The following is a 25,472-nucleotide window of genomic DNA, read 5'->3' as shown; positions in this document are numbered from 1 at the left end:
ATGAGCTTCTTCAAGTCCCCCGACAACCGCGTGCACGACATCGAGCCGCAGTACGCCTTCCTTCTGCCGCCGGGCAGCGTGCCGATCACCGAAGCCGAGGCGGAGGATCTCCTGCGCGCGCTGGCGCCGCCGCCCGCGGTCCCGCTGGTGGTCTCTCGGGCGCAGGGCGAGATCGCGCTGCACCGGGCCGGCCTGCTGCCGCAGGTCGAGGCCTACATCGCCTCCGCCACCGATCCCGAGGTGCGGATCTGGTGGCAGCGCGCTCAAGACTTCCGCCGCGACAGTGCGATCCTGCTCCGCGTGGCAGAAGCGCTGGGCTGGTCGCAGCAGCAGATCGACGAGCTCTTCATCCTCGCCGCGGGAATCCAGGCATGAGCACGCTGCCCACCGTCCAGACCTACGCGACGATGCTGCAGAAGCTGCGCACGCGCTGCGGCCTGCACCCCACCATCGGCAACGCCAGCGCGCTGGAAGACATCCTCACGAGCGCCAACGACTACGTGTTCGCGCAGCTCGACGAGGGCCTGCCCATCACCTCCACGCTGATGCTGGCGGCCGACACCCCCGAATACCCCTGGATCTCCGATGAAGGGGAGACGATTGCCCGGGGCAGCGTGCAGTCGGTCTGGGTCGAGCAGGGCGACACAGAACGGGTGCCGTTGCCCCAGGGCATCCACCACGCGATGCGCGCCGACCAGTCCCTGCGCGCCATCCCCGAGCGTTACGACAGCCGCTACATCGACGGCGAGTGGTCCCTGGAGGTCTGGCCGGTGCCTGACCAGCCGTACCGGCTGTTCATCGACCACAACCGCGTGCTCACGCGCTTCGAGCAGCCCACCGACAAGCCGAGCGCGCCCGCGCGCCTGGTGCTCGAATACGCCATCGCCATGGGCAAGGCCCACTACGGCAAGGCGGACGCCGACGTCGTGGGCCAGTCGTTCCGGACCATGCTCTACAAGGAGAAGGTGGCGCAGAAGGAGAACCGACGCTTCATCCCGCCCTCGGCGGCATGCCCGTCGCGCCCGCGCGTGGTGGCCACGGCCAACGGCTTCCGCCAGGTGGGCTGATGCCGAGCGTCACCTTCGATCGCTTCGACGGCGGCCTGCTGCTCGCTCGCCCGTCGAGCGTTGCGCCCGCGAACAGCCTGCGCAAGCTGATCAACATGGACGTGCAGCCCGGCGGCTGGCTGCGCAGCCGCGCGAAGTGGCGCCGCACCGTGGGCGGCTTCGAGCTCGGCCCGCAGTGGAAGGGCCTGGAGTCCAACGCCGGCTACCTGTGGACCTTCTCGTGCTGGAACGTGGCCAGCACGGGCAAGATCAGCGACGTGGTCGACCTCGACACGGGCGACCGCATTGTCTACGCCCACATCTCGAGCGGCACGGGCGGCAACTTCGCCGAGGCCTCGCGCACGCGCCTGCTGGGCGTCACGCGCTGGAACAACGGCTTCCTGGCGGTGCTCTCTCCCGACGAGGGCGCGACCTTCTACCGCTCGCTGTTCTCGGTGAACACGGTCACGCACACGGCCACGGGCGTGGCGGTGGCGGACGCGAACATGCCCAACACGGGCATCATGGCCACGGCCGGCGGGCGCATCTTCGCGGCGTCGAACGACGGCCAGACGGTGCGCTTTTGCAAGGTGGGCGACCCGACCGACTGGACCGCCGCAGGCAATGCGGGCTTCCTGCCCGTCTCGCAGCACTTTGGCAGCGGCCAGCGCGTGTACGGCCTGGGCCAGTACCAGGGCAAGCTCGCGGTGTTCACCGACCAGTCGATCCAGCTCTGGGTGATCGACCCGGACCCCACGGCCATGGCGCTGGAGCGCGTGGTGGACGGCGTGGGCACGCGTCACCACGGCTCGATCGTCTCGCTGTACGGCGACCTGCTGTTCCTGTCCGAGACCGGCGTGCGCTCGCTCACCACGCTGGCCAACGCGCTGTTCCCCACCGATGTGGACGTGGGCCTTCCGATCAAGCCCTTCACCAAGTCGCCCGAGCAGCTGGTGCGCTTCGTCAACGGAGGGCAGGTGCCGGCCGTGACCGGCATCGCCGCGGGCCCGTTCTCGCAGTACTGGCTCAGCGCGCCCGGCCGCTGGGCGGAGGGCTGAGATGTTCAGCGCCTTCGGCTTCTGCAGCCGCCCATTCTCGGCCAGCCAGATCCCCGAGCGCGGGATCGCCGTCTACGCGCGCGCGGGCGAGTTCGGCTGGGCGGCCTGGACCTACAGCCGCCAGGCCAAGCTGAACGCCTGGGCGTGGCACGGCCTGGGAGATTCGGGGACCTCGAACATCAACGCCTGGGCCCAGCTCGGCAACAGCATGTACCTGCGCCGCGAGAACAGCGTGGCCCTGTACTCCATGCGCCCTGACGTGTTCTTCGGCGACGACGAGGAAAACGACGAGAGCACGGCCGTGGTGGCCGAAACCCAGTGGCTCGACTTCAAGGCGCCGGGCAACCTCAAGGCGCTCACCGGCATGGACTTCGATGGCATGAACATCGTGTCGGTCGAGATCTATGTTTCGGTGAACGGCGGCCGCGACGGCACGCTGGCCGACACCGTGGCCGTGGGCAGTGCGAACGCGGGCTGGACCTACAGCGGTGAGGTGTTGCCCGTCCAGGCCAGCGGAACCGAGTTCAAGCTGCGCTTCGTGGGCGACCCCAAGCGCGAGGTGCAGGTCAACCGGCTCACGCTCTACTGGGACGACCTGGGCGTCGCCTGACCATGCGCGATGTCCTGTTCCTCAACACGCCCGACCTGATCGCCCGGCACTGGCCCACGGCGCGCGCGCTGCTTGAGCCGGTGGTCTCGCATGCGGCGCGAGGCGAGTTCACGGCCGACGACCTGCAGGAGATGGTGGCCTCCGGCCGCGCCCACGCCGCGGTGATCTCCCGCGACGGCTGCGCGCACCTGGCCATGGTCTTCGAATTCCGCCTGTACCCGCGCAAGCAAGTGCTCAACGTGATGGCCCTGGGCGGCTCCGATCTGGCTGGCGCCGCGGTGTCTTTCTGGCCGCAGTTCGTGGCCTGGGCCAAAGAATCCGGCGTCGATGAGATCGAGGCCTGCACGGCGCCGGCCATGACCCGGGTGCTGCGCCACCTGGGTTTCGCGCACACCTACGACATCGTGAGGCTCCCATGCTGATCTACCCCAAGACCGACCCCCGCCGCTTCGACACCCGACTGCACAAGGGTGGCGACGGCGGCGCCGCGCAGATGCGCGCCGACGAGGAGGAGCGCCAGCGCCGCGTGCAGGCCGCGACCGACACGATCAACTCCTATTTCGGCAAGGGCGGCATGAGCGCGGCGCCGACGCGCGAGCAGTTCGAGCGTACGACCTGGACCCCGAACGCGACCCGTCTCCCTGGTGGTGCTGAGAACGGTGCCAACTTCATGCCGAGCCGCACCTTTGACGAGGCGGGCTACACCGCCGCCATGGACGCGTGGAAAGCGCAGCAGCAGCGTGCCAGCGGCGCGGGCGCGGCGCGCGAGGCGATGTACGCGGACATCTCCAACGCCACCCGCGATGTGGCCGTTCGCGACCTCGATCGGCAGTTCACGCAGGCCAGCAACCAGAACCTGTTCGGGCTGGCGCGCGCGGGCCTGCTCGGTGGCTCGGTCGATGCCGAGTCCGGTGCCGACCTGGCGACCCGCTACGGCGAGGGCCAGATCCGCGCCACCGCGGCCGGCCAGGGCGCCGCGGCTGACCTGCGCTCGGTCGATGAAAAGACCCGTGCGAACCTGATCTCGCTTGCCCAGTCGGGGCTTGACACCGGCACCGCGGCGGCCATGGCATCGGGCCAGATGGCAGCAGCGACCGACGCGGCGCGCAGCCAGGCGAACGCGGCCACGGTCGGCCGCCTGTTCGACGACATGGGCCAGGCCTACCTGCAGAACCAGGTGCTGCGCGCACGCACCGCACCCACCACGGCCAACGGCAGCACGCCGGGCCAGTACACCAGCAACCTGTTCACGGGCAACCAGTACGGCGGCACCGTGCGCCGCTGAGGGGGAAACCATGGATCCGATCACCATTGGCCTGATGCTGGCCGGCGCGGCGGTCACGGCCTACGGCCAGAACCAGGCGCTTGAGCGCCAGAAGAAGATCCAGCTGGCCAGCCAGCAGGAGCAGCTGCGTGCGCGCAACATGGCCACCGATGTGGCGATGAAGAAGGCGCTGGAGTTCCAGGCCGAAGACCGCAACGCCGCGCAGGACCAGATCGCGCAGAAGCTCGAGGCCGAGTACCAGCCGGCGTTGCAGGGCACGCCCATCACCGCGCAGGGTGTTCAGGTGGGAAGCACCATCCCGACCTCGGCGGCGTCGAGCGACTACCTCGCCGCCACGGCGCGCGAGAAGGCCAAGACCACCGAGTCGCTGCGCCAGCTGGCCGGGCTCATGGGCCGCATCGGCTCGGCGGGCCAGCTCCGGCAGAACGAGGCCATCGGTTTGGGCGACACCGCGGGCGAGATCGCCCGTATTCAAGGCAACGCCGGGAACATGGCCGAGATCGAGAACATCCGCGCCAGCGCGGTCACGCCGAGCCTGGGCACGCAACTGGGCGGCGCGGCGCTGAGCGCGTACGGCGCGGGCCGGCTGGCTACCAGCGGCCTGGGCGGCGCGGCGAAGGCGGCGTCCTACGGCAGCCCGAACCTGCGCATGGTCGATTCCACCGGCGCGCTGCGCTGGAACTGAGGAGGGCACGATGCGATTCCGACTTGCAACCAGCGGCGCCGGCGGCGGTGGCCAGGAGCTCGCCGGCGGCGTGGGCAACCTGTTCCGCTCGATCGCGATGGCCCCGGCGCTGGCCGCGCAGGCTCAGCAGGAGGCCATGGACGCGCAGGCGGTGCGCGACCTGCGCGGCGCCCAGATGCGCGCGGCCGATGCCCAGGCCGCGAAGGCCGGGCAGGAGGTGCTGGACATGCAGGACCAGCGGGAGCGGGGCTCGATCGGTTCGCTTTTCATGAACGCGGCCCGGGTCCACGGCGTCGCGCCGGCGCAGCAGGGCGACCTGGTGTCGTACCTGCAGACCGGCCAGATGCCCGGCCAGTACACCCCGGCGCCCGACGGTATGGGCCCGGTATTGCCCACTCCGGCCATGTTCACCGACGGCACGGCCCAGAAGGTGATGCGCACCGCGGGCATCGCGAACCAGGCGCTCGCCCAGGGCGACAAGAACGTCGAAAACCTGTGGAAGGCGCTGGGCCTGCAGCGCGGCATGGACCTGGGCGACGCAGTGCTGAGCGGCCAGCGCGACGCGGCGTCCGTGGGTCAGGCCCAGGCGGCCATGGAGGGCAAGAAGCTGGTGGACGCCATCGGCAACACGGGCATGGGCTACAACCTGTTCACGGGCCAGGGCCAGCAGGTTGACCCTGGCCTGCGCGCCATCTTCGGGGACGAGGCCGCGGCGAAGATCGAGGCCGACAAGGCCCGGGCCGGGGCATCGCGCGCGTCGGCGGCAAGCAGCTACGCGAGCGCGGCGAAGACGCGCGCGGAGATGGAGCTGGGCAGCAAGGGGTCGCTGCAGCAGACCGACCAGGGGCTTCTTCTGGTTGACCCCAGGACTGCCCAAGCGCGCCCGGTCATCGGCCCAGATGGGAAGCCTGCGGGAGCCAAGCCTTCCGCAGGAGCGAACAACATCAGCGAGGGAGAACGTAAAGCCGCAACGCTGTTGGCGCGGCTGCGCGGCTCGCAAGCGCAGCTGCAGGCCGCGCTCGAAGAGAGCCCATCGGCCGCCAAGCCGGGCATGGCGGCAGAAGCGGTGCGTGCTGTCCCATGGATCGGGGGCGACACCCCCGCCAACATGATCACCGGCGAAACTCGCCAGCGGATTGAGGCTGCCCAACTCGACATGCTCGACGCAGCGCTCACGCTGGGCACTGGAGCGGCGTACACCAAGGAGCAACTGCGCGGCTACGCGAAGTCGTTTTTTCCGCAGATCGGCGACGGCCCGAAGACCGTGGAGGACAAGAAGGAGCGCCTCGCGAACGTGATCCGGTCGGCCGAGATCGCGGCGGGGCGCGCAGAGCCTCAGGTGCAGAAGCCGGTGATGCGTCCAACGAAGGGCGGCGCATCCAGCAGCTGGGGTGATGACGCCGGCTGGTCCATTCAGCGTGTGGAGTGACCCATGCCCAAGTACCGCATCACCGGCCCGGACGGCGCCACCTACGAGATCAACGCGCCTGATGGTGCAAGCGAGCAGGACGTGCTCGCCTACGCCAAGCAGAACTTCGCCCCGCCGGCTGCTGCTGCGCCCGCGGCGCCGGCCGCGCCTACTGCCCCGAAGGTGGAAGCGCCCACGAGCGGCCTGGCGATGGGCCTGCGCGACCCCGTGGACGCGGGCGCGCAGCTCCTGCGCCGCGTGGTGCCTGAAAGCGTGGGCCGGGCCGTCGACAACTTCGGCAACTGGCTCGCCGACAAAGGCCTGCCGGTCGCACGCTCCAGCGGCGTCGAGGGAGTCGATGCCATCGTGAAGGGCGTGAACAAGGGCTACGACCAGCAGCGCGCGGCAGCAGACCCGAACGCGGGCTTCGACTGGGCTCGCCTGGGCGGCAACCTCGCGAACCCGGCCAACTACGTGGGCGGCGGCATGGTGAAGGGCGCCACCACGGTGGGCAAGCTCGCCCTGGGCGGTGCTGGCGCCGGCGCGGTCTCGGCGCTCATGCAGCCTGTGGTGGACAACACCGAGAACTTCTGGGGCGCCAAGGCTGGCCAGGCCGCCATGGGTGCGACTGCGGGCGCAGTGCTCACCCCTGCGATGGCCAAGGGCACCGAGGCCGTAGCCAAGGGCGTGCAGTCGATCACCCAGCGCGGCGCGCGCGCGGTTCCCGTGACGCCGGAGGGCATCACCATCCGCGTGAACAACGCGCTGCAGTCGCAGGGCATGAACCCCAGCGAAGTGCCCGACACCATCCTGCAGTCGGTGCGCCGCCAGGTCGAGGAGGCGACCACGGCCGGCGCGCGCATGGATCCGGCCGCCATGGTGCGCCGCGCCCAGTTCGAGGCCGTGGGCCTGACGAACGACGCCGCGCCGACCTTGGGCCAGATGACGCGCGACCCGATGCAGTTCGCAAACGAGAAGAACCTCTCTGGCGTGCGCCTCGATCGCGGCGCGCGCGGCATCGGCAACGACCTGGCCGACCGCTTCCAGCTGCAGAACCAGCGGCTCGGCGAGATCTTCGACACCCTCGGCGCCACGCAAGCCACCGACAGCGTGACGGCTGGCCAGACCCTCATGAACGCGCTGCGCGCCGCCGACGAGCCAGTGCGCGCCAACGTGGACCAGCTCTACACGACCGCCCGCGGCATGAGCGCGGGCCGGGCCGCGGACCTGGAGCGCGCCACGTTCAGCCAGAACGCAAACCGCGCGCTGGACGAGGGCATGTTCGGCGCCTTCCTTCCGGCCGACGTGCGCACGCTGCTGAACCAGATCAGCGAGGGCAAGACGCCTTTCAACGTCGACGCCGCGGTGCAGATCGACACGCTGCTGTCGCAGGCCCAGCGCCGGGCCGAGCGTGGCGGCGATGCTGCAGCGGCGCGCGCCGTGGGCGTGGTCCGCGATGCGCTGCACGGCACCCCTCTGGCCGCGCGCGCGCCGGCCGCCGCGGGTATGACCGACAACGTGGCGCGGGCCGCGGGCGACGTATTCGACGAGGGCGTGACCGACGCGGCCTTCCGCGAGGCCTCGCGCACGGCGCTGCCCGGCCAAGGTGCACTGCCAGCGCCCGGCTCGCGCGCGCTGGCGCCGGACGTCGAATTCCCGCTGCCGCGCCAGGGCACCGCGTTGGGCCCGGCCATTCCGCCCGGCGCCGCGCCGATCGACGAGGGGGCGGCCGCACGCGAAGCCTTCGACCAGGCGCGCCGCGCCGCGCGCGACCGCTTCGCCACCATCGAGGCCACTCCCGCGCTCAAGGCCGCGCTGGACAGCGAGGCGCCCGACAGCTTCGTGCGCAGCTTCATCCTGAACGCCGATGTGCGCGACGTGCAGGCGATGCGCAACATCCTGCAGAACAGCCCCGAGGCGCTGGGCCAGGCGCGCGCGCAGATCGCCGACCACCTCAAGCGCGCTGCCTTCGGCGCGAACGCGAGTGGCGACAAGGCCTTCACCGCCGAGCGCTACCTGAACACGCTGCGCGCGCTGGGCCCGGAGAAGCTGCAGGTGTTCTTCACGCCCGCCGAGATCCTGCGCCTGAACCTCGCTGGCAAGGTGGCCAGCGACATCAACAGCATCCCCGCGGGCGCGAAGTACGGCACCAACTCGAGCGGCACGGGCGCCGCTGTGATGAACCTGCTGTCGAACCTGGGGAGCCGTACGCTGGACAAGATCCCGGTGGTGGGTCAGGTGGCGGGCTTGATCGCCGACAAGACCGGCGCGATGCGCACGGAGCGCGCGATCAACGAAGCGCTGTCACCCGCGGCCCAGCAGGCGGCGCAGTCCGCGCGCGAGCTCTCGCCCGAGATGATGCGCGCGCTGCAGGCGCTGTTCCCGGCGGGCGGCGTCGCGGGCGGCGTACTTGGCGGCGCGGCGGTCAACCAGTAAGCGCACCGGCGCCCACACGAGGGGCGCCAGGGCGGCGGCGAGGATGACGCGCAGGGTGTCGTTGTCCATCCGGAAATTCTAGGCCCAGGGATCACTTTCCGGCCTTGCGGCAGACCCGCGGACAGACCATCCGCGGCGTCTGAACTCCCCCGCTCTGGAGCACCGCAATGCCCGCAACTGTCCAAATCGTCGAGAAGAACGGTGCCGGCGGCACCACCACCGACAAGACCAGCGGCAACGTCCGCATGAAGAAGGCCGACAACAGCACGGTCGACCTGAACAACCCGCTGGTCAAGCCGGGCTCCGGCTCGGACTGGTCCTTCGAGAAGTTCCTGCGTCTGCTGGTCGGCGGCACCTACACGCAGATCACGAACATCCGCGCCTACACCGACGGCTCGAGCGGGCTTGGCACCGGCGTGAACCTGTGGGCCAAGGCCCAGGCGGCGTACACCACGCCGGCCCAGGGCACGGCCAGCACGGGCTACGTCAACGCCTTCACGCTGACCTCGGGCGCACCGCTGAGCCTGGGCGCTGGCCCCTTCACCGGTGCCGGCGAGAAGGGCGACCACCTCGTGCTGCTGGCCGAGGTGACCGCGGCGGCAGCGGGTGGCCTCACCCCGAGCGAATCGATCACCTTCGCCTGGGACGAGATCTGATGAGCGCGCCGACACCCTTCACCATCGTGCGCAACGAGGGGCAGCCCGTCGTCGCGAGCAACGGCGCGCTGCGTCTGGCCTGCCTGGAAGCAGACGGCGAGGTGAAGCTGCGCCGCGGCATTCGTGGCGCGCTGGGTGGCCCGCTGGCCGAGCGCATGCTGCCCCAACTGAACGCGCTGGCGAGCGACCTGCTGACGCGCCAGGACATGCCGCCCGAGGAGCTGGCCGCGCGCCTGCACGTGCTGCAGCTCGCCTGCCAGCCCAAGCCGGTGGAGCACATCGAGTGGGCCTTCGTGAAGCTCGATGGCGTCTACGTGTTCACCGACGGCCAGTCGGTGATCGTGACCCGGCAGGACATGCAGGTCTGAGGAGGTGCACATGGACCTGTCCGGAATCCATTTCCACACCGCGGCCGAGCTGCAGGCCCTGGACGCCGAGCACCTGAACGCTGAGGTCGAGAGCGCCAACGAGGCGATGCGCACGATCAGCGAGTACCGCGAGCAGATCCGCGCAGAGGTCGACCGCCGGATTGCGGCCGAGCGCGAGAAGCTGATCGCCCGCCAGCAGGGTGAGATCGTGCAGAGTGCCTTCCGCGGCGCCGCGCCGCTCACCGTCGCTGCGCTGCGCGACTTCCACGCCGAGCAGGCGAAAGGGGCCTGAGCGTGCCCGAGATCGTTCTGCGGTCGCAGAAGGGGGCGGCCCTGACCTACGCGGAGTTGGACGCGAACTTCGCGCGCCTGCACCGAACCGCGCAGGCCATCATCATGGGCGCCGTCGGCTCCATGAACAGCAACGCCCGCACCAAGGGCATCGCGCAAGACCAGCCGACGATCACCGTGGGCGGCACGGGCGCAGCACCCTCGGGCTATGAGCCCGACGCCTACACGCAGTACGTGTTCGGCGCCACCGGTGCGCCCTTCGTCTACGGCGGCGGCGAGCCGGTCACGGTGTCCGGTGCGACCACGTTCCCCGTGGTCCGGACCAGTGGGAGCACGCGAGACGGCATTCACTGGCAGGTCGAGTTCGTGCTGGACGGCGACGGCGTGGCGCTGCTGCTCGACAGCGTGACCTCCAACGGCTACCGCTTCAAGGTTGGTGGACAGTACGTCAGCAAGGTTGGAACGACATCTGCCGCAGGCGGCGCACGCTGGTACACCCTGGAATTTCCGACTCGAGACCGCCGGCTCATCACGGTCGAGGGGCAGAACGGCATGGCCTTCCGCCGTGCCTCGGTGAAGGTGGGCGATGCGATCATCACGCCCAGCCGCACGCAGCTGCCGCCGATATACGTGGTGGGCGACAGCAACCTGATGTCCTCGGGCAACGCCTACAAGGGCGACGGCAAGGCGGCGGTGATTGCCGACCACCTGGGCATCCTGGATGTGCGCGCGGGCGGCGCGTTCGGCACCGGTTTCATCGCGACGGACGGGGGCACCAAGAACACCTATGCGGCGCGGCGCGCTGACTGGACGGCGCTGCCCGAGGTCGGGATGCTGATCTTCTGGCTGTCGGTCAACGACTATCAGCTTGCGCCGTCGACGGCGACCTACAAGGCCGCGGTCGCCCTGGAGCTCGCGCAGGCGCGCGCGGCGCTGGGCAAGTACGTGCCGATCTTGATCTTCGGCGAGGAACTGAACCCGGCAGAATCGTTGGCCGAGGCCGGTGTCCTGACGCTCGTGCAGGGATACGAAACGGCGGTGCAGGAGGCTGTTACCGAGGCCAACGACCCCTTCATCCGGTTCGTCCCTGCGGTCAACAGCGGCGGCCCCGGGCCCGTGCACGGCACGTCCACGTCGAACAACTTCGGGACGTACAACAACGGGTCGAACCATTTCAATGCCGACGGCTACGCCTTTATCGGCCGCTGGTGGGCCGCCAAGATCCTCGAGGCGCTGTCGGCCATGTTCGGCATCGTGGTGCCGCAGTTCGCGCCCGCGCCGCCCTCCGACATCAACGCCTGGTCCGAGCGCCGCCTGACCGCGGATGAGGCGCGCACGAACGACACCAGCACGCAGACCTGGTTCGCGTCGGCAGGCAGCCTGCCGCTGCTGCCGAACTCGACCTACGAGTTTGAGGGCGAGCTCTACGTGACCCAGGGCACGACGAGCGCGGGCCTGAACCAGCTTTTCGCGGCGCTGTCCGGCGCGTCGATCCGCTGGTCGTTCGTGGGCGCGAAGGCCAACGACACCACGCAGGCCACGGCGCTGCGCATGGGCTTTTCGAACACCTTCAACACGGCCCGCAACGTCACGACGGCCAGCACGGTGACGGGCAGCGTCGTGAAGGTCCGCGGCGTGGTACGAACGACGACGGCGGGCAACCTCACGCCTCAGTTCTCGCAGACGGCGGCGTCCGGCGCGTGCACGGTCCTCGCTGGCTCGTTCTTCAAGGCGCGCCGCGTCGGCTCCAACAACTTCATGAACAGCGGCGACTGGGTGTAAGCCATGGCATACGTCGCCAGCGGCTACTGGGTTGACGGCTACGTCGATGAGGGCGGTGCAGCGCCGGTCACTGCGTCCCTGACCCTCACGGCTGCAGTTCAGGTGTTGCGCGCCGCGAGCGCGAGCACGGCCCTGGCGGTGCAGGATTCGCGCACCGCGAGCACCAGCCTGGCCGCGGCGCTCCAGACCGCGCGAACCTCGCAGGCCGACCTCACCGCGGCCGTGCAGCAGGCGCGCGCCGCGGCCGCGCTGGTCACCCTTGGCGTGCAGGATCTGCGCTCGGCCGGCGCCGTGGCTGACGCAGTGGTGCAGCGCGCGCTCAGCGCGGCCGCCACGCTCGATCTGGCCGTGCAGCGCGCGTTGAGCGCTTCGACCGACGTGAGCCTGCAGGTGCAGTCCGCGGGCACGCTCTCGGCGAGCGTGAGCCTCATGGTCCAGACCTCGGCAAGCGCAGCTTCACAGGTCACCTCGCTTGCGCTGGCCGTGCAGGAGGCCAAGGCCGCGGCCGCCGCTGTGGCTGCTGCCGTGATGGAGGTGCGCCAGGCATCGGCCGCCGTGGCTGTCGCCGTCAGCACGCCCGCGCAGGCCTCGACGGCCGCGACCCTCGCCGTGCAGGAGGCCCGCAGCGCGGGCGCGTCGGCCCAGGTGGCGGTGCGCGAGGCACGCAGCGCAGCGGTGATGCTGGACAGCGCCGTGCAGTTCGCGCGCACCGCTGCGGCGAGCGTGGCCATGGCCGTGGCAGCCATGGGCAGCGCCAGCACGTCCGTGGCGGCGGCGGTCAGCATGGCCAGCAGCGTGAGCTCGGCTGTGGCTGCTGCAGTTGTCGCGCTCGCCTCGGCGCCGACCAGCGTCTCGCTCTATGTGGCCGACCTGGGCGCGCTGAGCACCGATCCGTCGCTGTACGTGGCCGCCGTGCCCGCGCCGGAGATCACCGCCATCGTGCCCGCCGAGAACTTCACCGCCTACGTGCCAGCCGACGAGACCACCGTGGCCGTCCCAGCGGGCGCCTTCACCGTAACCGTCTGAGGCCACACCATGCCCATCCTCGAGCGCTTCACGAAGCAGCCTGCCGACGTGCAGGACTACGACATCGACTTCACCCAGTACCTGGACGCGCTGACCGACACCGCGGCCAGCGCCGTCGTCACGCCCGAGGCGGGCATCACGCTGGTCAACAGCCTGGTGCTGGGCAAGAAGGTGAAGGTCTGGATGTCGGGCGGCACCACCGGGCAGAAGTACAAGGTGACGATCCAGCTGACCACCACGGGCGGCCGCACCAAGGAAGTCGAGATCCTGATCATCGTGCGCGAAACCTGATCGCGACGCGCGGCGATCACTTTCCGGCTGCGCGCGCCGCGCCCGCGCCGAGCATCGCCGGCCATGGACACCGACCTGCTCAGCCTGATCACACAGGCACTGCCGCTCACCTCGACCATCGTCAAGGACGCCATCGCGTTGCTGTGGCTCATCCCCGCGGGCCCGCGCATCGCGCTGCTGCTGTGGTTGCTGTGGATCTTCTACCTCGCGGTGATGAACCTCAAGCGCGCGCGCAATGCCGGCACGCTCAGCCGCGCGGCCCTGGTGCTCGGCGCGCCCGCGCTGCTCGTGGGCTACGTGCTCGACGTGCTGGCCAACGTGGTGGTGTTCACCGTGCTGCTGCTCGAGCCGCCCAGGTGGGGCGAGTGGACGGTCTCGGCCCGTCTGGAGCGCCACCACGCCGGCACCAGCTGGCGCGCGCGCATCGCGCAGTGGTTCGAAAGCGACCTGCTCGGGCCCTACGACCCGGCCGGCTACCACGTCGGCAAACCGTGATGGTGGGTGACATGACCGATTCCAATTGGGGCCAGCTCACCGACGAGCAGATCGAGCGCATTGCCGAGCGCGCCGCTGAAAAAGCGGTCGCCAAGCTGACCGACCAGGTTTACCGCGAGGTGGGCAGGGGGGTGGTCTCGAAGTTCATGTGGATCGTCGGCGCCTTGGCCGTCGGTCTGTTCATCTGGGCCAAGTCTCAGGGGTACGTCAAATGAACATCGAACTGGTCCCCAACTGGGCCCGGGTGCTGCGCCGCGCCTGGACCGTCTGGCTGGCGGTGCTCTCTGCGCTGCTGGCCTCCGCCGAGATCTACCACGCCGAGCTGGTTCAGTTGCTGCCGCTGCTGCAGGGCTATCTCGAGCCGGGAACGGCGATCAAGCTGAACCTGCTGCTCGCGGTCGCCATGCCGGTGGTGCGGATCATCCGCCAGGCCAAGCTGGACGCCGACCAAGCGGCCTGAGGCATGGGCACTCCCGAACTGACCTACCGCGCGGCGCGCTCGCTTGATGCGCGCTTCGCCAGCGTCGAGCTGATCGCGGAGAGGTCATGGTCGAACATCGAGATCGCCCGCGCGGTCCGTGAGCTGCGCGAAGGCTTCCGCGCGTACTGCGAGATCTGCAGCGGCCCGGGAACGCCGGCGCCGATGCTGGAGTGGGCACAGATGCCCGCGCTGAAAGAGAAGCCGCCACACCCCGCCACCTACCTGGAGACCACCCAGTGAAACGCCTGATCTTCTTCCTCGCGCTGATCGCGCCCCTGTTCGCACATGCCCAGGCCTCGCCACCGATGTGCATCCCCATGGTCAACGGCTACCCCCAGGGCTTGCCAGTGGTCAGTGAGTCCACCAGGTACTGCCACGCCTACTGGCTGTGCAATTCGAAGTCGGGCGACATGGGGCTGGTCGAGGGTGTGTCCTGGCCCAAGCGGGTATCGGCCTGCGGCGCCGACGCCGTGCTGCGCGCTGTGTGGCCGAAGGCCATGGAAGTGCAGGCCGCCAGCGCCACGGTAGGCACGGCTCATCGGCTCTGGCGCGAGAACGTCGCCATCGACTGCTACGACAGGGCCGCGCTGGTGAAGGCCAGCACCGACACGCGCCGCATGTGCGTGGAGCGCCACGCGCGGCTCAAGGCCAACAAGCGCGCCTGGTGGCCGACCGTCACCGACTGGGAGAAGTGATGAAGCTCACCCCGCACTTCACCCTGGCCGAGCTCACGCGCAGCACCACGGCCGAGCGCCTGCGCTTGGACAACACGCCGCCCGCGGACGTCATCCGGGCCCTGCAGACCACGGCCGAGATGCTCGAGCGCATCCGGGACACCCTGGGCGCGCCGGTGATCGTGACCAGCGGCTACCGCTCGCCCGAGGTCAACCGAGCCGTGGGAGGCGCCACCAGCTCGGACCACATGGCCGGCCAGGCCGCCGACATCCTGGCGCCGAGCTTTGGCACGCCCTACCTGATCGCCTCGACCCTGGCGCCCCTGGTGAGCACGCTGCGCATCGAGCAGCTCATCCTTGAGGGGGTGAAGGGCAAGCAGTGGGTGCACGTGAGCACCCGCCGGCCGGCCAAGGTGATCAACCGGATCATCACGATCACGGACGCGGGTGCCCGGGCGGGCATCCACGCGCTGGCATGAAGGCTATCTTCGGCTTGCTCGACATCATCCCCGGCTGGGTCTGGGCGGCCATCTGCGCCGGCGCGATCGCCACCTCGTGCACGCATGCCGTGCGCCTGGACCGCGAGAAAGCCGCCCACGCACAGACCCGAGCTGTGCACGCCGAGCAGGAAAGCGAGCGCCTGCGCGAAACCCTGCGGGAAGTCTCCCGCCTCACCGTCGCCGTCAAAGGAGCCCAGGATGCTTACCAACAAGAGCGGGGCCAGGTGCTGGCCCTGCGCAATCGCCTGCGTGATGCTGGCCAGCGGCTGCGCGACCAGCAAGCCGACACCGACGCCCGAATCGCGGCCGCCAGTGCCGACGGTGTCCGTCGATATGCCCAGGCCGTCAGCGGAGATCTTGCGCGATGTCGAGTTGACGTTGAGCGATTTGGAGTCGAGGCGGCAGCGTGCTCTGCAGCAGCTCACGCCCTGAAGCGCAACCTGGACAGCCTGACCAAGCCGCCCTGACCACCCAGTCGTCTCCTCCTACCCGCAGTTGCCACTCGGTAGGTTCGCCCCCAGGCCTTCGGGCTTGGGGGCTTTTTTCGTTTCTTGAGCGGGTTTTGATCGGCCTCTGACCCCTGTGGGACAATTGGGCAACCGGGGGAACGCGGCCGCGCGTCATCCCCCATCCAATCCCCCGAATCCGGCCAAAAGCCGCGATTCATGCGGCCTGCAGGTGCTGGTTCGAGGCACCAACGCCAGGTCACTGCAGGTCTATGCCGGCCATGCCGGTGGAGTGAGTTCATGAGCAGCCGATACGACGCCCCTTTCGAGATCCACGTGCATGGTGACGTGCCGCTGCGCGAGGATGTGGTGTTCGAGCAGATCCAGGAGGCGCTCAAGGCCTTGTGGCAGTACGCGGGCGGCCGCTCGCTCGCGGCGGTGGCCGAGAGCAGTTACGAAGACGAACCCGGCATCCGCTTCGACGCCGACAGCCACACGCTGCAGATCTGCTGGACCGTGCCGGGCGACGAGGATTTCCGCCAGGCCATCGAAGACGCCTGCATGGGCCTCAACGAGATCGCATCGGCCGGCGCGCCGCTCGAGGTGTCCTTCTACGACACCGAGTACGACGAAGAAGACGAAGAGAACACCGAAGAGGCGCGCGACGATTTCCTGATGTGCTTCGTGGGCCCCACGCCCGCGGCCATCATGCAGGTGCAGCGCGACTTGCTGGTGCAGGACGTGGTGCAGGTGATGGAGCGTCACTTCGATGCGTCCGAACTCGGCGAGGTCGTGGCCTCGATCGACAAGCTCTTCACCCAGCGCTTCGACGCGCTCGTGAATTCCATGCAGCTGGGCAAGCCGCCGCGCGGCCACGGCCCCTCGGGCCACGGCGGCCCGCGCAAGCCGCGCCACCTGCACTGACGGCCAAGCACCTCCGCCACGCGGCCCGACTAGACTCGCGGGCATCGCGCGATGCGTCGCGCTGCTGCCGGAGTCCGCATGGCTTTCTTTTCCACCGACGCCCTCAACCCTGGCGTGCGCAAGCGCGAGGTGTTCGGCTGGGCGATGTACGACTTCGCGAACTCGGGCTACACCACGGTGGTGCTCACCGCGGTGTTCGCGGCCTACTTCGTCGGCGCGGTGGCCGACGGGGCCGACTGGGCCACCTTCGCGTGGACCGCGGCGCTCAGCGTGTCGCACCTGATCGTGATGTTCACCATGCCCGCGCTCGGCGCCTGGGCCGACCGCAACGCGGCCAAGAAGCGCCTGCTCATGCTCACCACCGTGGGCTGCGTGGCCTGCACGGCGGGGCTGGCGCTGGTGCAGCCCGGCGCGGTCGCGCTGGGTGTGCTGCTCATCATCGCCTCCAACGTGTGTTTCGCCTGGGGCGAGTCGCTGGTGGCGGCCTTTCTGCCCGAGCTCGCACGGCCGCAGGCGATGGGCCGTGTGAGCGGCTGGGGCTGGAGCCTGGGCTATGTGGGCGGCATGCTCACGCTGGGCCTGTGCCTGGGCTATGTGCTGTGGGCGCAGGCGCAGGGGCAGAAGGGGGCGCAGTTCGTGCCCGTCACCATGATCGTCACGGCCGCGATGTTCGGCCTGGCCTCGCTGTTCACGCTCGGCCTGCTGCGTGAGCGCGCCGAGCCCCAGCCGGGCCGCGAAGGCGGCTGGCGCGCGTCGCTGCGGCAGTTGCTCGTCACCTTCCGCCAGGCGCGCCACTACCGCGACTTCATGTGGCTGCTGGCCTGCACCGCGGCCTACCAGGGCGGCGTGGCGGTGGCGGTGGCGCTGGCCGCGATCTACGCCGAGCAGGTGATCGGTTTCGCGCAGCAGGAAACCATGATGCTGATCTTCGTGCTCAACCTCGCGGCCATGGCCGGTGCGTTCGCCTTCGGCTACGGCCAGGACCGCCTGGGCCACAAGCTCGCGCTGAGCCTCACGCTGCTGGGCTGGATCGCCACCTGCATCATCGCGGCCCTCAGCACCACCAAGGGCCAGTTCTGGTGGGCCGCGGCCATCGCCGGCCTGTGCATGGGCTCCAGCCAGTCGGCCGGCCGCGCGATGGCGGGCATGCTGGCGCCGCCCGCGCAGCTCGCGGAGTTCTTCGGCCTCTGGACCTTTGCCACGCGCGTGGCGAGCATCGTGGGCCCGCTGAGCTATGGGGCCATCACCTGGATGACCGGGGGCAACCAGCGGCTGGCGATCGTGTCGACGGCGCTGATGTTCGTGGTCGGTCTGGCGCTGCTGCTGCCGATCGATATGCGGCGCGGCCGCGACGCGGCGCTCACGGCGCCGCCCGCGCGCTGAGCGCTCAGACCGCGAAGCCCGGCGGCGCCACCGCCGCTTCCAGCCCGAGCCAGTGGTGTGCAGCCTGGGCCAAGGGCTCGGGGCGGCCGGTGGCGTGCCACACCAGGCCGCCCTGGCCTGCGTCGGCGCGCGGGCCCAGCAACTGCCGCGCGCGGCGGGCCACGGCCTCGGCCGGGTCTATCCATTGCAGCGGGTGCGGCTGTGCGGCCTGCCAGGCGGGCAGGGCAAGCGGGTAGTGGGTGCAGCCCAGCACCACGGTGTCGATGTCCGGCGCTTCGTCGAGCAGGGCCTGCAGGTGGCTGCGGCACAGCGCCTGCACCTGGGCCTCGTCGCCGCGTTCGATGGCCGCGGCCAGACCGTCGGCGGGCCGGTCGTGCACGCGCAGGCCGGGCGCGGCAGCGGCCAGCGTGGTCTGGCGCAGGGCCTGGTAGCGCGCGCTCTGCAGCGTGGCGCGCGTGGCCAGCACGCCGACCGCGCCGCTGCGCGTGAGCGCCAGGGCCGGGCGCACGGCGGGCTCGATGCCCACGATGGGCAGCCCGGGGTGCTCGTGGCGCAGCGCGTCGATGGCGACCGCGGTGGCGGTGTTGCAGGCGAGCACGAGCAGGTCGAGCGCACCCTGCGCGCGCCAGCCGCGCACCAGGGCCGCGACGCGTTCGCGCAGCGCGTCGGCGGGACGCTCGCCGTAGGGCGCCCAGGCGTTGTCGGCGAGGTAGTCGAAGCGCGCTTGCGGCAGGGCCTCGCGCAGCGCACGGAGCACGCTCAGGCCGCCGATGCCGCTGTCGAAGACGCCGACCGCGGGGCCCCGGGGGTTCACGGTGCCGGGGCTCAGGCGCCCGCGACCGCAATGCCCTTGAACTCGCCTGCGGCGATGCGCTGGCTCCATTCGGCCGGGCCGGTCACGTGGGCGCTGGTGCCGCCCGCGTCGACCGCAACCGTCACGGGCATGTCGACCACGTCGAACTCGTAGATGGCTTCCATGCCCAGGTCTTCGAAGCCGACCACCTTGGCGTGCTTGATCGCCTTGGACACGAGGTAGGCCGCGCCGCCCACGGCCATGAGGTAGGCGCTCTTGTGCTGCTTGATGGACTCGATGGCCACCGGGCCGCGCTCGGCCTTGCCGATCATCGCGATGAGGCCGGTCTGGCTCAGCATCATGTCGGTGAACTTGTCCATGCGGGTGGCGGTGGTGGGGCCGGCCGGGCCCACCACCTCGTCGCGCACCGGATCGACCGGGCCCACGTAGTAGATGACGCGGTTGGTGAAGTCCACGGGCAGCTTCTCGCCCTTGGCCAGCATGTCCTGGATGCGCTTGTGCGCGGCATCGCGGCCGGTGAGCATCTTGCCGTTGAGCAGCAGCGTATCGCCGGGCTTCCAGCTCGCGACCTCTTCCTTGGTGAGCGTGTCCAGGTTGACGCGCTTGCTCTTCTTCGCGTCGGGCTCCCAGTTGACGTTGGGCCAGAGGTCGAGGCTGGGCGCGTCGAGGTAGACCGGACCGCTGCCGTCGAGCACGAAGTGCGCGTGGCGCGTGGCCGCGCAGTTGGGGATCATGGCCACGGGCTTGCTCGCCGCGTGCGTGGGGTACATGGCGATCTTCACGTCGAGCACGGTGGTGAGGCCGCCCAGGCCTTGTGCGCCGATGCCCAGCGCGTTGACCTTTTCGTAGAGCTCCAGGCGCAGCTCCTCGACCTGCGAGAGCTTCTCGCCCTTGCCGGCCTTGGTCTGCAGCTCGTACATGTCGATGTCTTCCATGAGCGACTGCTTGGCCAGCAGCATGGCTTTCTCGGCCGTGCCACCGATGCCGATGCCCAGCATGCCGGGCGGGCACCAGCCCGCGCCCATCAGCGGCACGGTCTTGAGCACCCAGTCGACCAGCGAATCGCTGGGGTTGAGCATGACGAACTTGGTCTTGTTCTCGCTGCCGCCGCCCTTGGCGGCCACGGTGACGTCGATGGTGTTGCCCGGCACGATCTCGGTGAAGATCACCGCGGGCGTGTTGTCCTTGGTGTTCTTGCGCGCGAAGTGCGGGTCGGCCACGACGCTGGCGCGCAGCTTGTTGTCGGGGTGGTTGTAGCCACGGCGCACGCCTTCGTTCACGGCGTCTTCGAGGCTGCCCTTGAAGCCGTCGAGGCGCACGTCCATGCCGATCTTGAGGAAGACGTTGACGATGCCCGTGTCCTGGCAGATCGGCCGGTGCCCGGTGGCGCTCATGCGGCTGTTGGTGAGGATCTGCGCGATCGCGTCTTTGGCCGCAGGGCTCTGCTCGCGCTCGTAGGCGCGCGCGAGATGGGCGATGTAATCGGCCGGGTGGTAGTAGCTGATGAACTGCAGCGCGCCGGCGATGGATTCGATGAGGTCGTTCTGGCGGATGGTCGTGGGCATGGCGGGTCTCGCGGGAGGGGCTTCAGTGCTTGTCGTTGCCGTGGCTCATGAGGCGGTCGGCCAGGGCGATGGCCAGCGCGCTGAACAGGAAGGCGATGTGGATGATGGTCTGCCACATCAGCACCTTCACGTCGTAGTTGCCGGCGTTGATGAAGGTCTTGAGCAGGTGGATCGAGCTGATGCCGATGATGGCCGTGGCCAGCTTCACCTTGAGCACGCTCGCGTTCACGTGGCTGAGCCACTCGGGCTGGTCGGGGTGGTTTTCCAGGCGCATGCGGCTCACGAAGGTTTCGTAGCCGCCGACGATGACCATGATCAGCAGGTTGGAGATCATGACCACGTCGATCAGCGCGAGCACCACCAGCATGATGATGGTCTCGTTGAGGCCGCTCAGGGCCACGTCGCTTTTGTAGCCGATGCTCGTGACCAGCTTCTGCAGCGCCGCTTCGTTGCCGAAGGCGGCCTCGATCAGGTGGACCAGTTCGACCCAGAAGTGGAAGACGTAGATGGCCTGCGCGGCGATCAGGCCGATGTAGAGCGGCAGTTGCAGCCAGCGGCTGGCGAAGATGAGGTTGGGCAACGGGCGGATCGGGCCGGTCGATTTGACGGGGTCGGTCATGGTGTGGAGGATGAACGGCGCGTGGGGCGGCACCGCGGACGTCGGTTATTGTAGGAGCCCGGACCCTGTCAGGCCGCCGTAAGTGCCGGTGCGCACAGTGCCGGCGGCCCGATTTCCCTCTCACAAGAAGCCGAGGAGACAAGCACATGTCAACGCCTTCGTCGTCGATCGAATCCGTCCTGGTCGAGAACCGCGTGTTCGAACCCAGCGCTGCCGCGGTGGCGTCCGCCCGCATTTCGGGCATGCCCGCCTACGAGGCGCTGTGCGCCGAGGCCGCCAAGGATCCGCAGGCCTTCTGGGCCCGGCTCGCACGCGAGAACCTGGGCTGGCACAAGCCCTTCACCCAGGTGCTCGACGACAGCCAGAAGCCCTTCTACAAGTGGTTCGCCGACGGCCAGATCAACGCCTCGTGGAACTGCCTCGACCGCCACATCGGCACCCCGGTGGAAAACAAGACCGCCATCGTGTTCGAGGCCGACGACGGCGCCGTGACCCGCGTGACCTACAAGGAATTGCTGGCCCGGGTGTCGCAATTTGCGAATACCTTGAAGGCCATGGGCGTGCAGCAGGGCGACCGCGTGGTCATCTACATGCCCATGACCATCGAGGGTGTGGTGGCCATGCAGGCCTGTGCGCGCATCGGCGCCACGCACAGCGTGGTGTTCGGCGGCTTCTCGGCCAAGGCGCTGCAGGAACGCATCCAGGACGCGGGCGCGGTGGCCGTGATCACCGCCAACTACCAGATGCGCGGCGGCAAGGAGCTGCCGCTCAAGGCCATCGTCGACGAAGGCATCGCCATGGGCGGCTGCGAGTCGATCAAGAAGGTCATCGTGTTCCAGCGCACGCCCACCGCCTGCAACATGGTGGCCGGCCGCGACGTGCTCTGGCACGAGGCCATCGCCGGCCAGAGCACCGAGTGCGCGCCGACCTTCGTGGGCGCCGAGCACCCGCTGTTCGTGCTCTACACCTCGGGCTCCACGGGCAAGCCCAAGGGCGTGCAGCACAGCACCGGCGGCTACCTGCTGTGGGCCAGGCTCACCATGCTCTGGACCTTCGACCTCAAGCCCGAGGACGTGTTCTGGTGCACGGCCGACATCGGCTGGATCACCGGCCACACCTACGTGGCCTACGGCCCGCTCGCCGCGGGCGCCACGCAGGTGGTGTTCGAGGGCGTGCCCACCTACCCGAACGCGGGCCGCTTCTGGCAGATGATCGAGAAGCACAAGGTCACGATCTTCTACACCGCGCCCACCGCGATCCGCTCGCTCATCAAGGCGGCCGAGGGCGACGAGAAGGTGCACCCGAAGAACTGGAACCTCGACAGCCTGCGCCTGCTGGGCTCGGTGGGCGAGCCCATCAACCCCGAGGCCTGGATGTGGTACCACCGCCATGTGGGCCACGAGCGCTGCCCCATCGTGGACACCTTCTGGCAGACCGAAACCGGCGGCCACATGATCACGCCGCTGCCGGGCGCCACGCCGCTGGTGCCGGGTTCGTGCACGCTGCCGCTGCCCGGCATCGAGGCCGCGATCGTGGACGAGCAGGGCAACGACGTGCCCAACGGCTCGGGCGGCATCCTGGTGGTCAAGAAGCCCTGGCCCTCGATGATCCGCACCATCTGGGGCGACCCCGAGCGCTTCAAGAAGAGCTACTTCCCCGAAGAGCTCAAGGGCTATTACCTGGCCGGCGACGGCGCGGTGCGCAGCGCCGACCGCGGCTACTTCCGCATCACCGGCCGCATCGACGACGTGCTCAACGTGTCGGGCCACCGCATGGGCACGATGGAGATCGAGTCGGCCCTGGTGGCCAAGACCGACCTCGTGGCCGAAGCCGCGGTGGTGGGCCGCCCCGACGACCTCACGGGCGAGGCCATCGTGGCCTTCGTGGTGCTCAAGCGCGCGCGTCCCACGGGCGACGAGGCCAAGGCCCTGGCCAAGGAGCTGCGCGACTGGGTCGGCAAGGAGATCGGCCCCATCGCCAAGCCCAAGGACATCCGCTTCGGCGACAACCTGCCCAAGACCCGCAGCGGCAAGATCATGCGCCGCCTGCTGCGCGCCATCGCCAAGGGCGAGGCCATCACGCAGGACGTGTCCACGCTGGAGAACCCGGCCATCCTGGAGCAGCTCGCGCAGAACAACTGAGCGGCGCGCGGCCAACAAAAAACCCGCTGCGATGCAGCGGGTTTTTTTTCGGGGGGCGAAAGGCGTTTACTTCTGGCCCAGCACCCAGGCCGCGAGCTTCTTGGCTTCGGCCTCGTTCACCTGCGGGTTCGCGGGCATGGGGATCGCGCCCCAGACGCCGGAGCCGCCCTTCTGGATCTTGGCGGCCAGCATGTCGGCGGCCTTGGCGTCGCCGGCGTACTTCTTGGCCACGTCCTTGTACGAGGGGCCGACCAGCTTCTTGTCGACCGCGTGGCAGGCCATGCAGTTCTTGGACTTGGCCAGCGCTTCGTCGGCCATGGCAGGGGCCGCCAGGGTGGTCATGACGGCCATAATCAGGAGCGCGCGTTTCATGGGTTTTCCTTTGAGAAGTCGAGGGGCTTGCGCGGGCGATTCTAGCGAGCGGGCGCTGAGTGCCTGGCTGCAACCGAAGTTCTTTGCCGGGTTTTACCCGCGCTTTACCGGAGGCTGTGATGTATCTGCTGGGCCTGGGGCTGGTGCTCTTGTTGATGAAGTACCTCGAGGTCGACCCGGTGGCCACGTGGTCGTGGTGGGTGGTGCTGGCCCCGTTCGCCGCGGCCGCGGCCTGGTGGGCCTGGGCCGATGCCACGGGTTACACCAAGCGGCGCGCGATGGAAAAGATGGAGCTCAAGAAGAAGCAGCGCATCGAGAAGCAGCGCGAGTCGCTGGGCCTCAAGCCGGGCAAGCGCCGCTGAGCCGCGGCGCCCGCCCGGGGCGCGGCATCAGAAGTCGTCGAGCACCGCGCCCTTGCTGGCGCTGGCCGCGTTGAACGCGAACTTGGCCTGCACACCGCGCGTGTAGCGCGGCTCGGGGGCCTTCCAGGCGGCGCGGCGCTGGGCGAGCTCGGCCTCGTCCACGTTGAGTTCGAGCTTGAGCTGGTGGGCGTCGATGGTGATCGAGTCGCCCTCGTTGACCAGCGCGATGGTGCCGCCGGCCGCGGCCTCGGGCGCCACGTGGCCCACCACCATGCCCCAGGTGCCGCCCGAGAAGCGGCCGTCGGTGATCAGGCCCACGCTCTCGCCCAGACCGGCGCCGATCAGCGCGCCCGTGGGGGCCAGCATTTCCGGCATGCCCGGGCCGCCCTTGGGGCCGAGGTAGCGCAGCACCATCACGTCACCGGCCTTGATCTTGCCGTCGAGGATGGCCTGCAGCGCCGATTGCTCGTCGTTGAACACGCGCGCCGGGCCGGTGATCACCGGGTTTTTCAGGCCCGTGATCTTGGCCACCGCGCCCTCGGGCGAGAGGTTGCCCTTGAGGATGGCCAGGTGGCCCTGGGCGTATATGGGGTTGCCGATCGGGCGGATCACGTCCTGGTCCTTGCGCGGCTCGTCGGGCACGTCCTTGAGCACCTCGGCGATGGTCTGGCCCGTGATGGTCAGGCAGTCGCCGTGCAGCAGGCCCGCGTTGAGCAGGATCTTCATGACCTGCGGGATGCCGCCGGCCTGGTGCAGGTCGACCGCGAGGTACTTGCCGCTGGGCTTGAGGTCGCACAGCACGGGGGTGCGCTGGCGGATGCGCTCGAAATCATCGATCGACCATTCCACGCCCGCGGCGTGGGCGATGGCCAGGAAGTGCAGCACCGCGTTGGTGGAGCCGCCGGTGGCCATGATGACCGCCACCGCGTTCTCGATCGCCTTCTTGGTGACGATGTCGCGCGGCTTGATGTCTTTCTTGATGGCCTCGAGCAGCACCTTGGCCGATTCCTTGGCCGAGTTCTGCTTCTCGTCGTGCGGGTTGGCCATGGTGGACGAGTAGGGCAGCGAGATGCCCAGCGCCTCGAACGAGGAGCTCATGGTGTTGGCGGTGTACATGCCGCCGCACGAGCCGGTGCCGGGAATGGCGTGCTGCTCGATGTCCTTGAGTTCCTGGTCGCTGATCTTGCCCGCGGCGTTCTGGCCCACGGCCTCGAACACGCTCACGATGTTGAGGTCCTGGCCTTTCCACTTGCCCGGCAGGATGGTGCCGCCGTACACGTAGATCGCGGGCACGTTGGCGCGCAGCATGCCGATCAGGCCGCCCGGCATGTTCTTGTCGCAGCCGCCGACCACGACCACGCCGTCCATCCACTGGCCCTGCACGCAGGTCTCGATGCAGTCGGAGATGACCTCGCGGCTGACCAGCGAGTACTTCATGCCCTCGGTGCCCATGGCCATGCCGTCGGAGATGGTGGGCGTGCCGAAGATCTGCGGGTTGCCGCCGGCTTCGATGATGCCTTGCACCGCCGCGTCGGCCAGCTTCTGCAGGCCCGAGTTGCAGGGCGTGATGGTGCTGTGGCCGTTGGCCACGCCCACCATGGGCTTGCCGAAGTCGCTTTCCTGGTAGCCCATGCCGTAGTACATGGAGCGGTTGGGGGCGCGCGACTTGCCTTGGGTGATGTTGTCGCTGCGCAGCGGGATGATCCGCTTGGAGTCCTGGGCCATGGTGTCTCTCTCGGGTTCGTGGGGGGACG

Annotated in this window: 31 protein-coding genes; 26 read left to right on the top strand and 5 right to left on the bottom strand. The window is 69.3% G+C overall.

What is annotated here, in order from left to right; genetic code table 11:
- The 24 genes from WDZ95_RS11290 (at nucleotide 1) to WDZ95_RS11175 (ending at nucleotide 17,845) form a co-directional block, all read left to right on the top strand.
- On the top strand, nucleotides 1-375 hold the full coding sequence (locus WDZ95_RS11290; protein WP_425778432.1) for a hypothetical protein: 375 nt from the start codon (nucleotides 1-3) through the stop codon (nucleotides 373-375).
- Nucleotides 372-1,067 (top strand): hypothetical protein, encoded by a 696-nt coding sequence (locus tag WDZ95_RS11285; RefSeq protein ID WP_425778430.1) that lies wholly within the window; start codon nucleotides 372-374, stop codon nucleotides 1,065-1,067. Before WDZ95_RS11290 ends, WDZ95_RS11285 begins: the two co-directional genes overlap by 4 nt.
- On the top strand, nucleotides 1,067-2,104 hold the full coding sequence (locus WDZ95_RS11280) for a hypothetical protein (protein WP_425778428.1): 1,038 nt from the start codon (nucleotides 1,067-1,069) through the stop codon (nucleotides 2,102-2,104). Before WDZ95_RS11285 ends, WDZ95_RS11280 begins: the two co-directional genes overlap by 1 nt.
- Nucleotide 2,105: 1 nt before the next feature.
- Entirely contained in the window at nucleotides 2,106-2,714 is a 609-nt protein-coding gene (locus tag WDZ95_RS11275; protein WP_425778426.1) for a hypothetical protein, read from the top strand.
- Nucleotides 2,715-2,716: 2 nt separating this feature from the next.
- Nucleotides 2,717-3,136: a hypothetical protein gene (locus WDZ95_RS11270; protein WP_425778424.1), complete on the top strand. Its 420-nt coding sequence runs from the start codon at nucleotides 2,717-2,719 to the stop codon at nucleotides 3,134-3,136.
- Nucleotides 3,130-3,999: a hypothetical protein gene (locus tag WDZ95_RS11265; RefSeq protein ID WP_425778423.1), complete on the top strand. Its 870-nt coding sequence runs from the start codon at nucleotides 3,130-3,132 to the stop codon at nucleotides 3,997-3,999. The genes WDZ95_RS11270 and WDZ95_RS11265 overlap by 7 nt, the downstream gene beginning before the upstream one ends.
- 10 nt (nucleotides 4,000-4,009) lie before the next feature.
- Nucleotides 4,010-4,684: a hypothetical protein gene (locus tag WDZ95_RS11260; protein WP_425778421.1), complete on the top strand. Its 675-nt coding sequence runs from the start codon at nucleotides 4,010-4,012 to the stop codon at nucleotides 4,682-4,684.
- A 10-nt stretch (nucleotides 4,685-4,694) separates the two neighbouring features.
- Nucleotides 4,695-6,113 carry a hypothetical protein gene (locus tag WDZ95_RS11255; RefSeq protein WP_425778419.1) on the top strand — a complete coding sequence of 473 codons (1,419 nt, stop codon included), beginning with the start codon at nucleotides 4,695-4,697 and terminating at the stop codon, nucleotides 6,111-6,113.
- A 3-nt stretch (nucleotides 6,114-6,116) separates the two neighbouring features.
- Nucleotides 6,117-8,528, top strand: a complete 2,412-nt coding sequence (locus WDZ95_RS11250; protein WP_425778417.1) for a hypothetical protein — start codon at nucleotides 6,117-6,119, stop codon at nucleotides 8,526-8,528.
- Nucleotides 8,529-8,695: 167 nt separating this feature from the next.
- Nucleotides 8,696-9,184, top strand: coding sequence for a hypothetical protein (locus WDZ95_RS11245; protein ID WP_425778415.1), 489 nt, complete (start codon nucleotides 8,696-8,698; stop codon nucleotides 9,182-9,184).
- The gene (locus WDZ95_RS11240) at nucleotides 9,184-9,552 is read left to right on the top strand and encodes a hypothetical protein (protein WP_425778413.1); all 369 of its coding nucleotides are present in this window, start codon (nucleotides 9,184-9,186) and stop codon (nucleotides 9,550-9,552) included. The genes WDZ95_RS11245 and WDZ95_RS11240 overlap by 1 nt, the downstream gene beginning before the upstream one ends.
- Nucleotides 9,553-9,562: 10 nt before the next feature.
- Nucleotides 9,563-9,844, top strand: coding sequence for a hypothetical protein (locus tag WDZ95_RS11235; RefSeq protein WP_425778411.1), 282 nt, complete (start codon nucleotides 9,563-9,565; stop codon nucleotides 9,842-9,844).
- Nucleotides 9,845-9,846: 2 nt separating this feature from the next.
- Entirely contained in the window at nucleotides 9,847-11,625 is a 1,779-nt protein-coding gene (locus tag WDZ95_RS11230) for an SGNH/GDSL hydrolase family protein (protein WP_425778409.1), read from the top strand.
- A 3-nt stretch (nucleotides 11,626-11,628) separates the two neighbouring features.
- A complete protein-coding gene (locus WDZ95_RS11225) occupies nucleotides 11,629-12,651 on the top strand; it encodes a hypothetical protein (RefSeq protein WP_425778407.1) in 1,023 nt (340 codons plus the stop codon).
- 9 nt (nucleotides 12,652-12,660) lie between these two features.
- Nucleotides 12,661-12,942, top strand: coding sequence for a hypothetical protein (locus tag WDZ95_RS11220; RefSeq protein WP_425778405.1), 282 nt, complete (start codon nucleotides 12,661-12,663; stop codon nucleotides 12,940-12,942).
- 63 nt (nucleotides 12,943-13,005) lie between these two features.
- On the top strand, nucleotides 13,006-13,437 hold the full coding sequence (locus tag WDZ95_RS11215) for a hypothetical protein (protein WP_425778403.1): 432 nt from the start codon (nucleotides 13,006-13,008) through the stop codon (nucleotides 13,435-13,437).
- Nucleotides 13,438-13,448: 11 nt separating this feature from the next.
- Nucleotides 13,449-13,652: a hypothetical protein gene (locus WDZ95_RS11210; protein WP_425778401.1), complete on the top strand. Its 204-nt coding sequence runs from the start codon at nucleotides 13,449-13,451 to the stop codon at nucleotides 13,650-13,652.
- Nucleotides 13,649-13,897: a hypothetical protein gene (locus tag WDZ95_RS11205; protein WP_425778399.1), complete on the top strand. Its 249-nt coding sequence runs from the start codon at nucleotides 13,649-13,651 to the stop codon at nucleotides 13,895-13,897. Before WDZ95_RS11210 ends, WDZ95_RS11205 begins: the two co-directional genes overlap by 4 nt.
- Before the next feature lie 3 nt (nucleotides 13,898-13,900).
- Entirely contained in the window at nucleotides 13,901-14,158 is a 258-nt protein-coding gene (locus WDZ95_RS11200) for a hypothetical protein (protein WP_425778397.1), read from the top strand.
- Nucleotides 14,155-14,613 (top strand): hypothetical protein, encoded by a 459-nt coding sequence (locus WDZ95_RS11195; RefSeq protein ID WP_425778395.1) that lies wholly within the window; start codon nucleotides 14,155-14,157, stop codon nucleotides 14,611-14,613. Before WDZ95_RS11200 ends, WDZ95_RS11195 begins: the two co-directional genes overlap by 4 nt.
- Nucleotides 14,613-15,071: a D-Ala-D-Ala carboxypeptidase family metallohydrolase gene (locus tag WDZ95_RS11190; RefSeq protein ID WP_425778393.1), complete on the top strand. Its 459-nt coding sequence runs from the start codon at nucleotides 14,613-14,615 to the stop codon at nucleotides 15,069-15,071. The genes WDZ95_RS11195 and WDZ95_RS11190 overlap by 1 nt, the downstream gene beginning before the upstream one ends.
- The gene (locus WDZ95_RS11185) at nucleotides 15,068-15,559 is read left to right on the top strand and encodes a hypothetical protein (RefSeq protein ID WP_425778391.1); all 492 of its coding nucleotides are present in this window, start codon (nucleotides 15,068-15,070) and stop codon (nucleotides 15,557-15,559) included. The genes WDZ95_RS11190 and WDZ95_RS11185 overlap by 4 nt, the downstream gene beginning before the upstream one ends.
- A 279-nt stretch (nucleotides 15,560-15,838) precedes the next feature.
- Nucleotides 15,839-16,462 carry a DUF6806 family protein gene (locus WDZ95_RS11180; protein ID WP_166225701.1) on the top strand — a complete coding sequence of 208 codons (624 nt, stop codon included), beginning with the start codon at nucleotides 15,839-15,841 and terminating at the stop codon, nucleotides 16,460-16,462.
- A 78-nt stretch (nucleotides 16,463-16,540) separates the two neighbouring features.
- A complete protein-coding gene (locus WDZ95_RS11175; RefSeq protein ID WP_425778389.1) occupies nucleotides 16,541-17,845 on the top strand; it encodes an MFS transporter in 1,305 nt (434 codons plus the stop codon).
- A 4-nt stretch (nucleotides 17,846-17,849) separates the two neighbouring features.
- Here WDZ95_RS11175 and murI read toward each other — a convergent pair whose 3' ends face one another.
- The 3 genes from murI to WDZ95_RS11160 are packed head-to-tail and all read right to left on the bottom strand — an operon-like array spanning nucleotide 17,850 to nucleotide 20,843.
- A complete protein-coding gene (murI, locus tag WDZ95_RS11170; RefSeq protein WP_425778387.1) occupies nucleotides 17,850-18,659 on the bottom strand; it encodes a glutamate racemase in 810 nt (269 codons plus the stop codon).
- Between the two features lie 11 nt (nucleotides 18,660-18,670).
- Nucleotides 18,671-20,224: a fumarate hydratase gene (locus WDZ95_RS11165; RefSeq protein ID WP_425778385.1), complete on the bottom strand. Its 1,554-nt coding sequence runs from the start codon at nucleotides 20,222-20,224 to the stop codon at nucleotides 18,671-18,673.
- Nucleotides 20,225-20,246: 22 nt separating this feature from the next.
- On the bottom strand, nucleotides 20,247-20,843 hold the full coding sequence (locus WDZ95_RS11160; RefSeq protein ID WP_166225713.1) for a YqhA family protein: 597 nt from the start codon (nucleotides 20,841-20,843) through the stop codon (nucleotides 20,247-20,249).
- A 146-nt stretch (nucleotides 20,844-20,989) separates the two neighbouring features.
- Here WDZ95_RS11160 and acs point away from each other — a divergent pair, with 146 nt between their 5' ends.
- Nucleotides 20,990-22,984 carry an acetate--CoA ligase gene (gene acs / locus WDZ95_RS11155; RefSeq protein WP_425778382.1) on the top strand — a complete coding sequence of 665 codons (1,995 nt, stop codon included), beginning with the start codon at nucleotides 20,990-20,992 and terminating at the stop codon, nucleotides 22,982-22,984.
- 66 nt (nucleotides 22,985-23,050) lie between these two features.
- On the opposite strand, the gene WDZ95_RS11150 is transcribed toward acs, so the two are convergent.
- Complete coding sequence (locus tag WDZ95_RS11150; protein ID WP_425778380.1) at nucleotides 23,051-23,356, bottom strand: c-type cytochrome; 306 nt, start codon at nucleotides 23,354-23,356, stop codon at nucleotides 23,051-23,053.
- A gap of 119 nt (nucleotides 23,357-23,475) precedes the next feature.
- On the opposite strand from WDZ95_RS11150, the gene WDZ95_RS11145 reads away from it, so the two are divergent.
- On the top strand, nucleotides 23,476-23,718 hold the full coding sequence (locus WDZ95_RS11145; protein WP_425778378.1) for a TIGR04438 family Trp-rich protein: 243 nt from the start codon (nucleotides 23,476-23,478) through the stop codon (nucleotides 23,716-23,718).
- A 27-nt stretch (nucleotides 23,719-23,745) separates the two neighbouring features.
- Here the strand turns inward: WDZ95_RS11145 and ilvD are convergent, their stop codons facing one another.
- Nucleotides 23,746-25,443 carry a dihydroxy-acid dehydratase gene (ilvD, locus tag WDZ95_RS11140; RefSeq protein ID WP_425778376.1) on the bottom strand — a complete coding sequence of 566 codons (1,698 nt, stop codon included), beginning with the start codon at nucleotides 25,441-25,443 and terminating at the stop codon, nucleotides 23,746-23,748.
- Nucleotides 25,444-25,472 lie beyond the last annotated feature (29 nt).

It is taken from the genome of Hydrogenophaga sp. T2, assembly GCF_049843535.1.
Lineage (GTDB): Bacteria > Pseudomonadota > Gammaproteobacteria > Burkholderiales > Burkholderiaceae_C > Hydrogenophaga > Hydrogenophaga crocea.
This window is presented reverse-complemented; position numbering and strand designations above follow the sequence as displayed.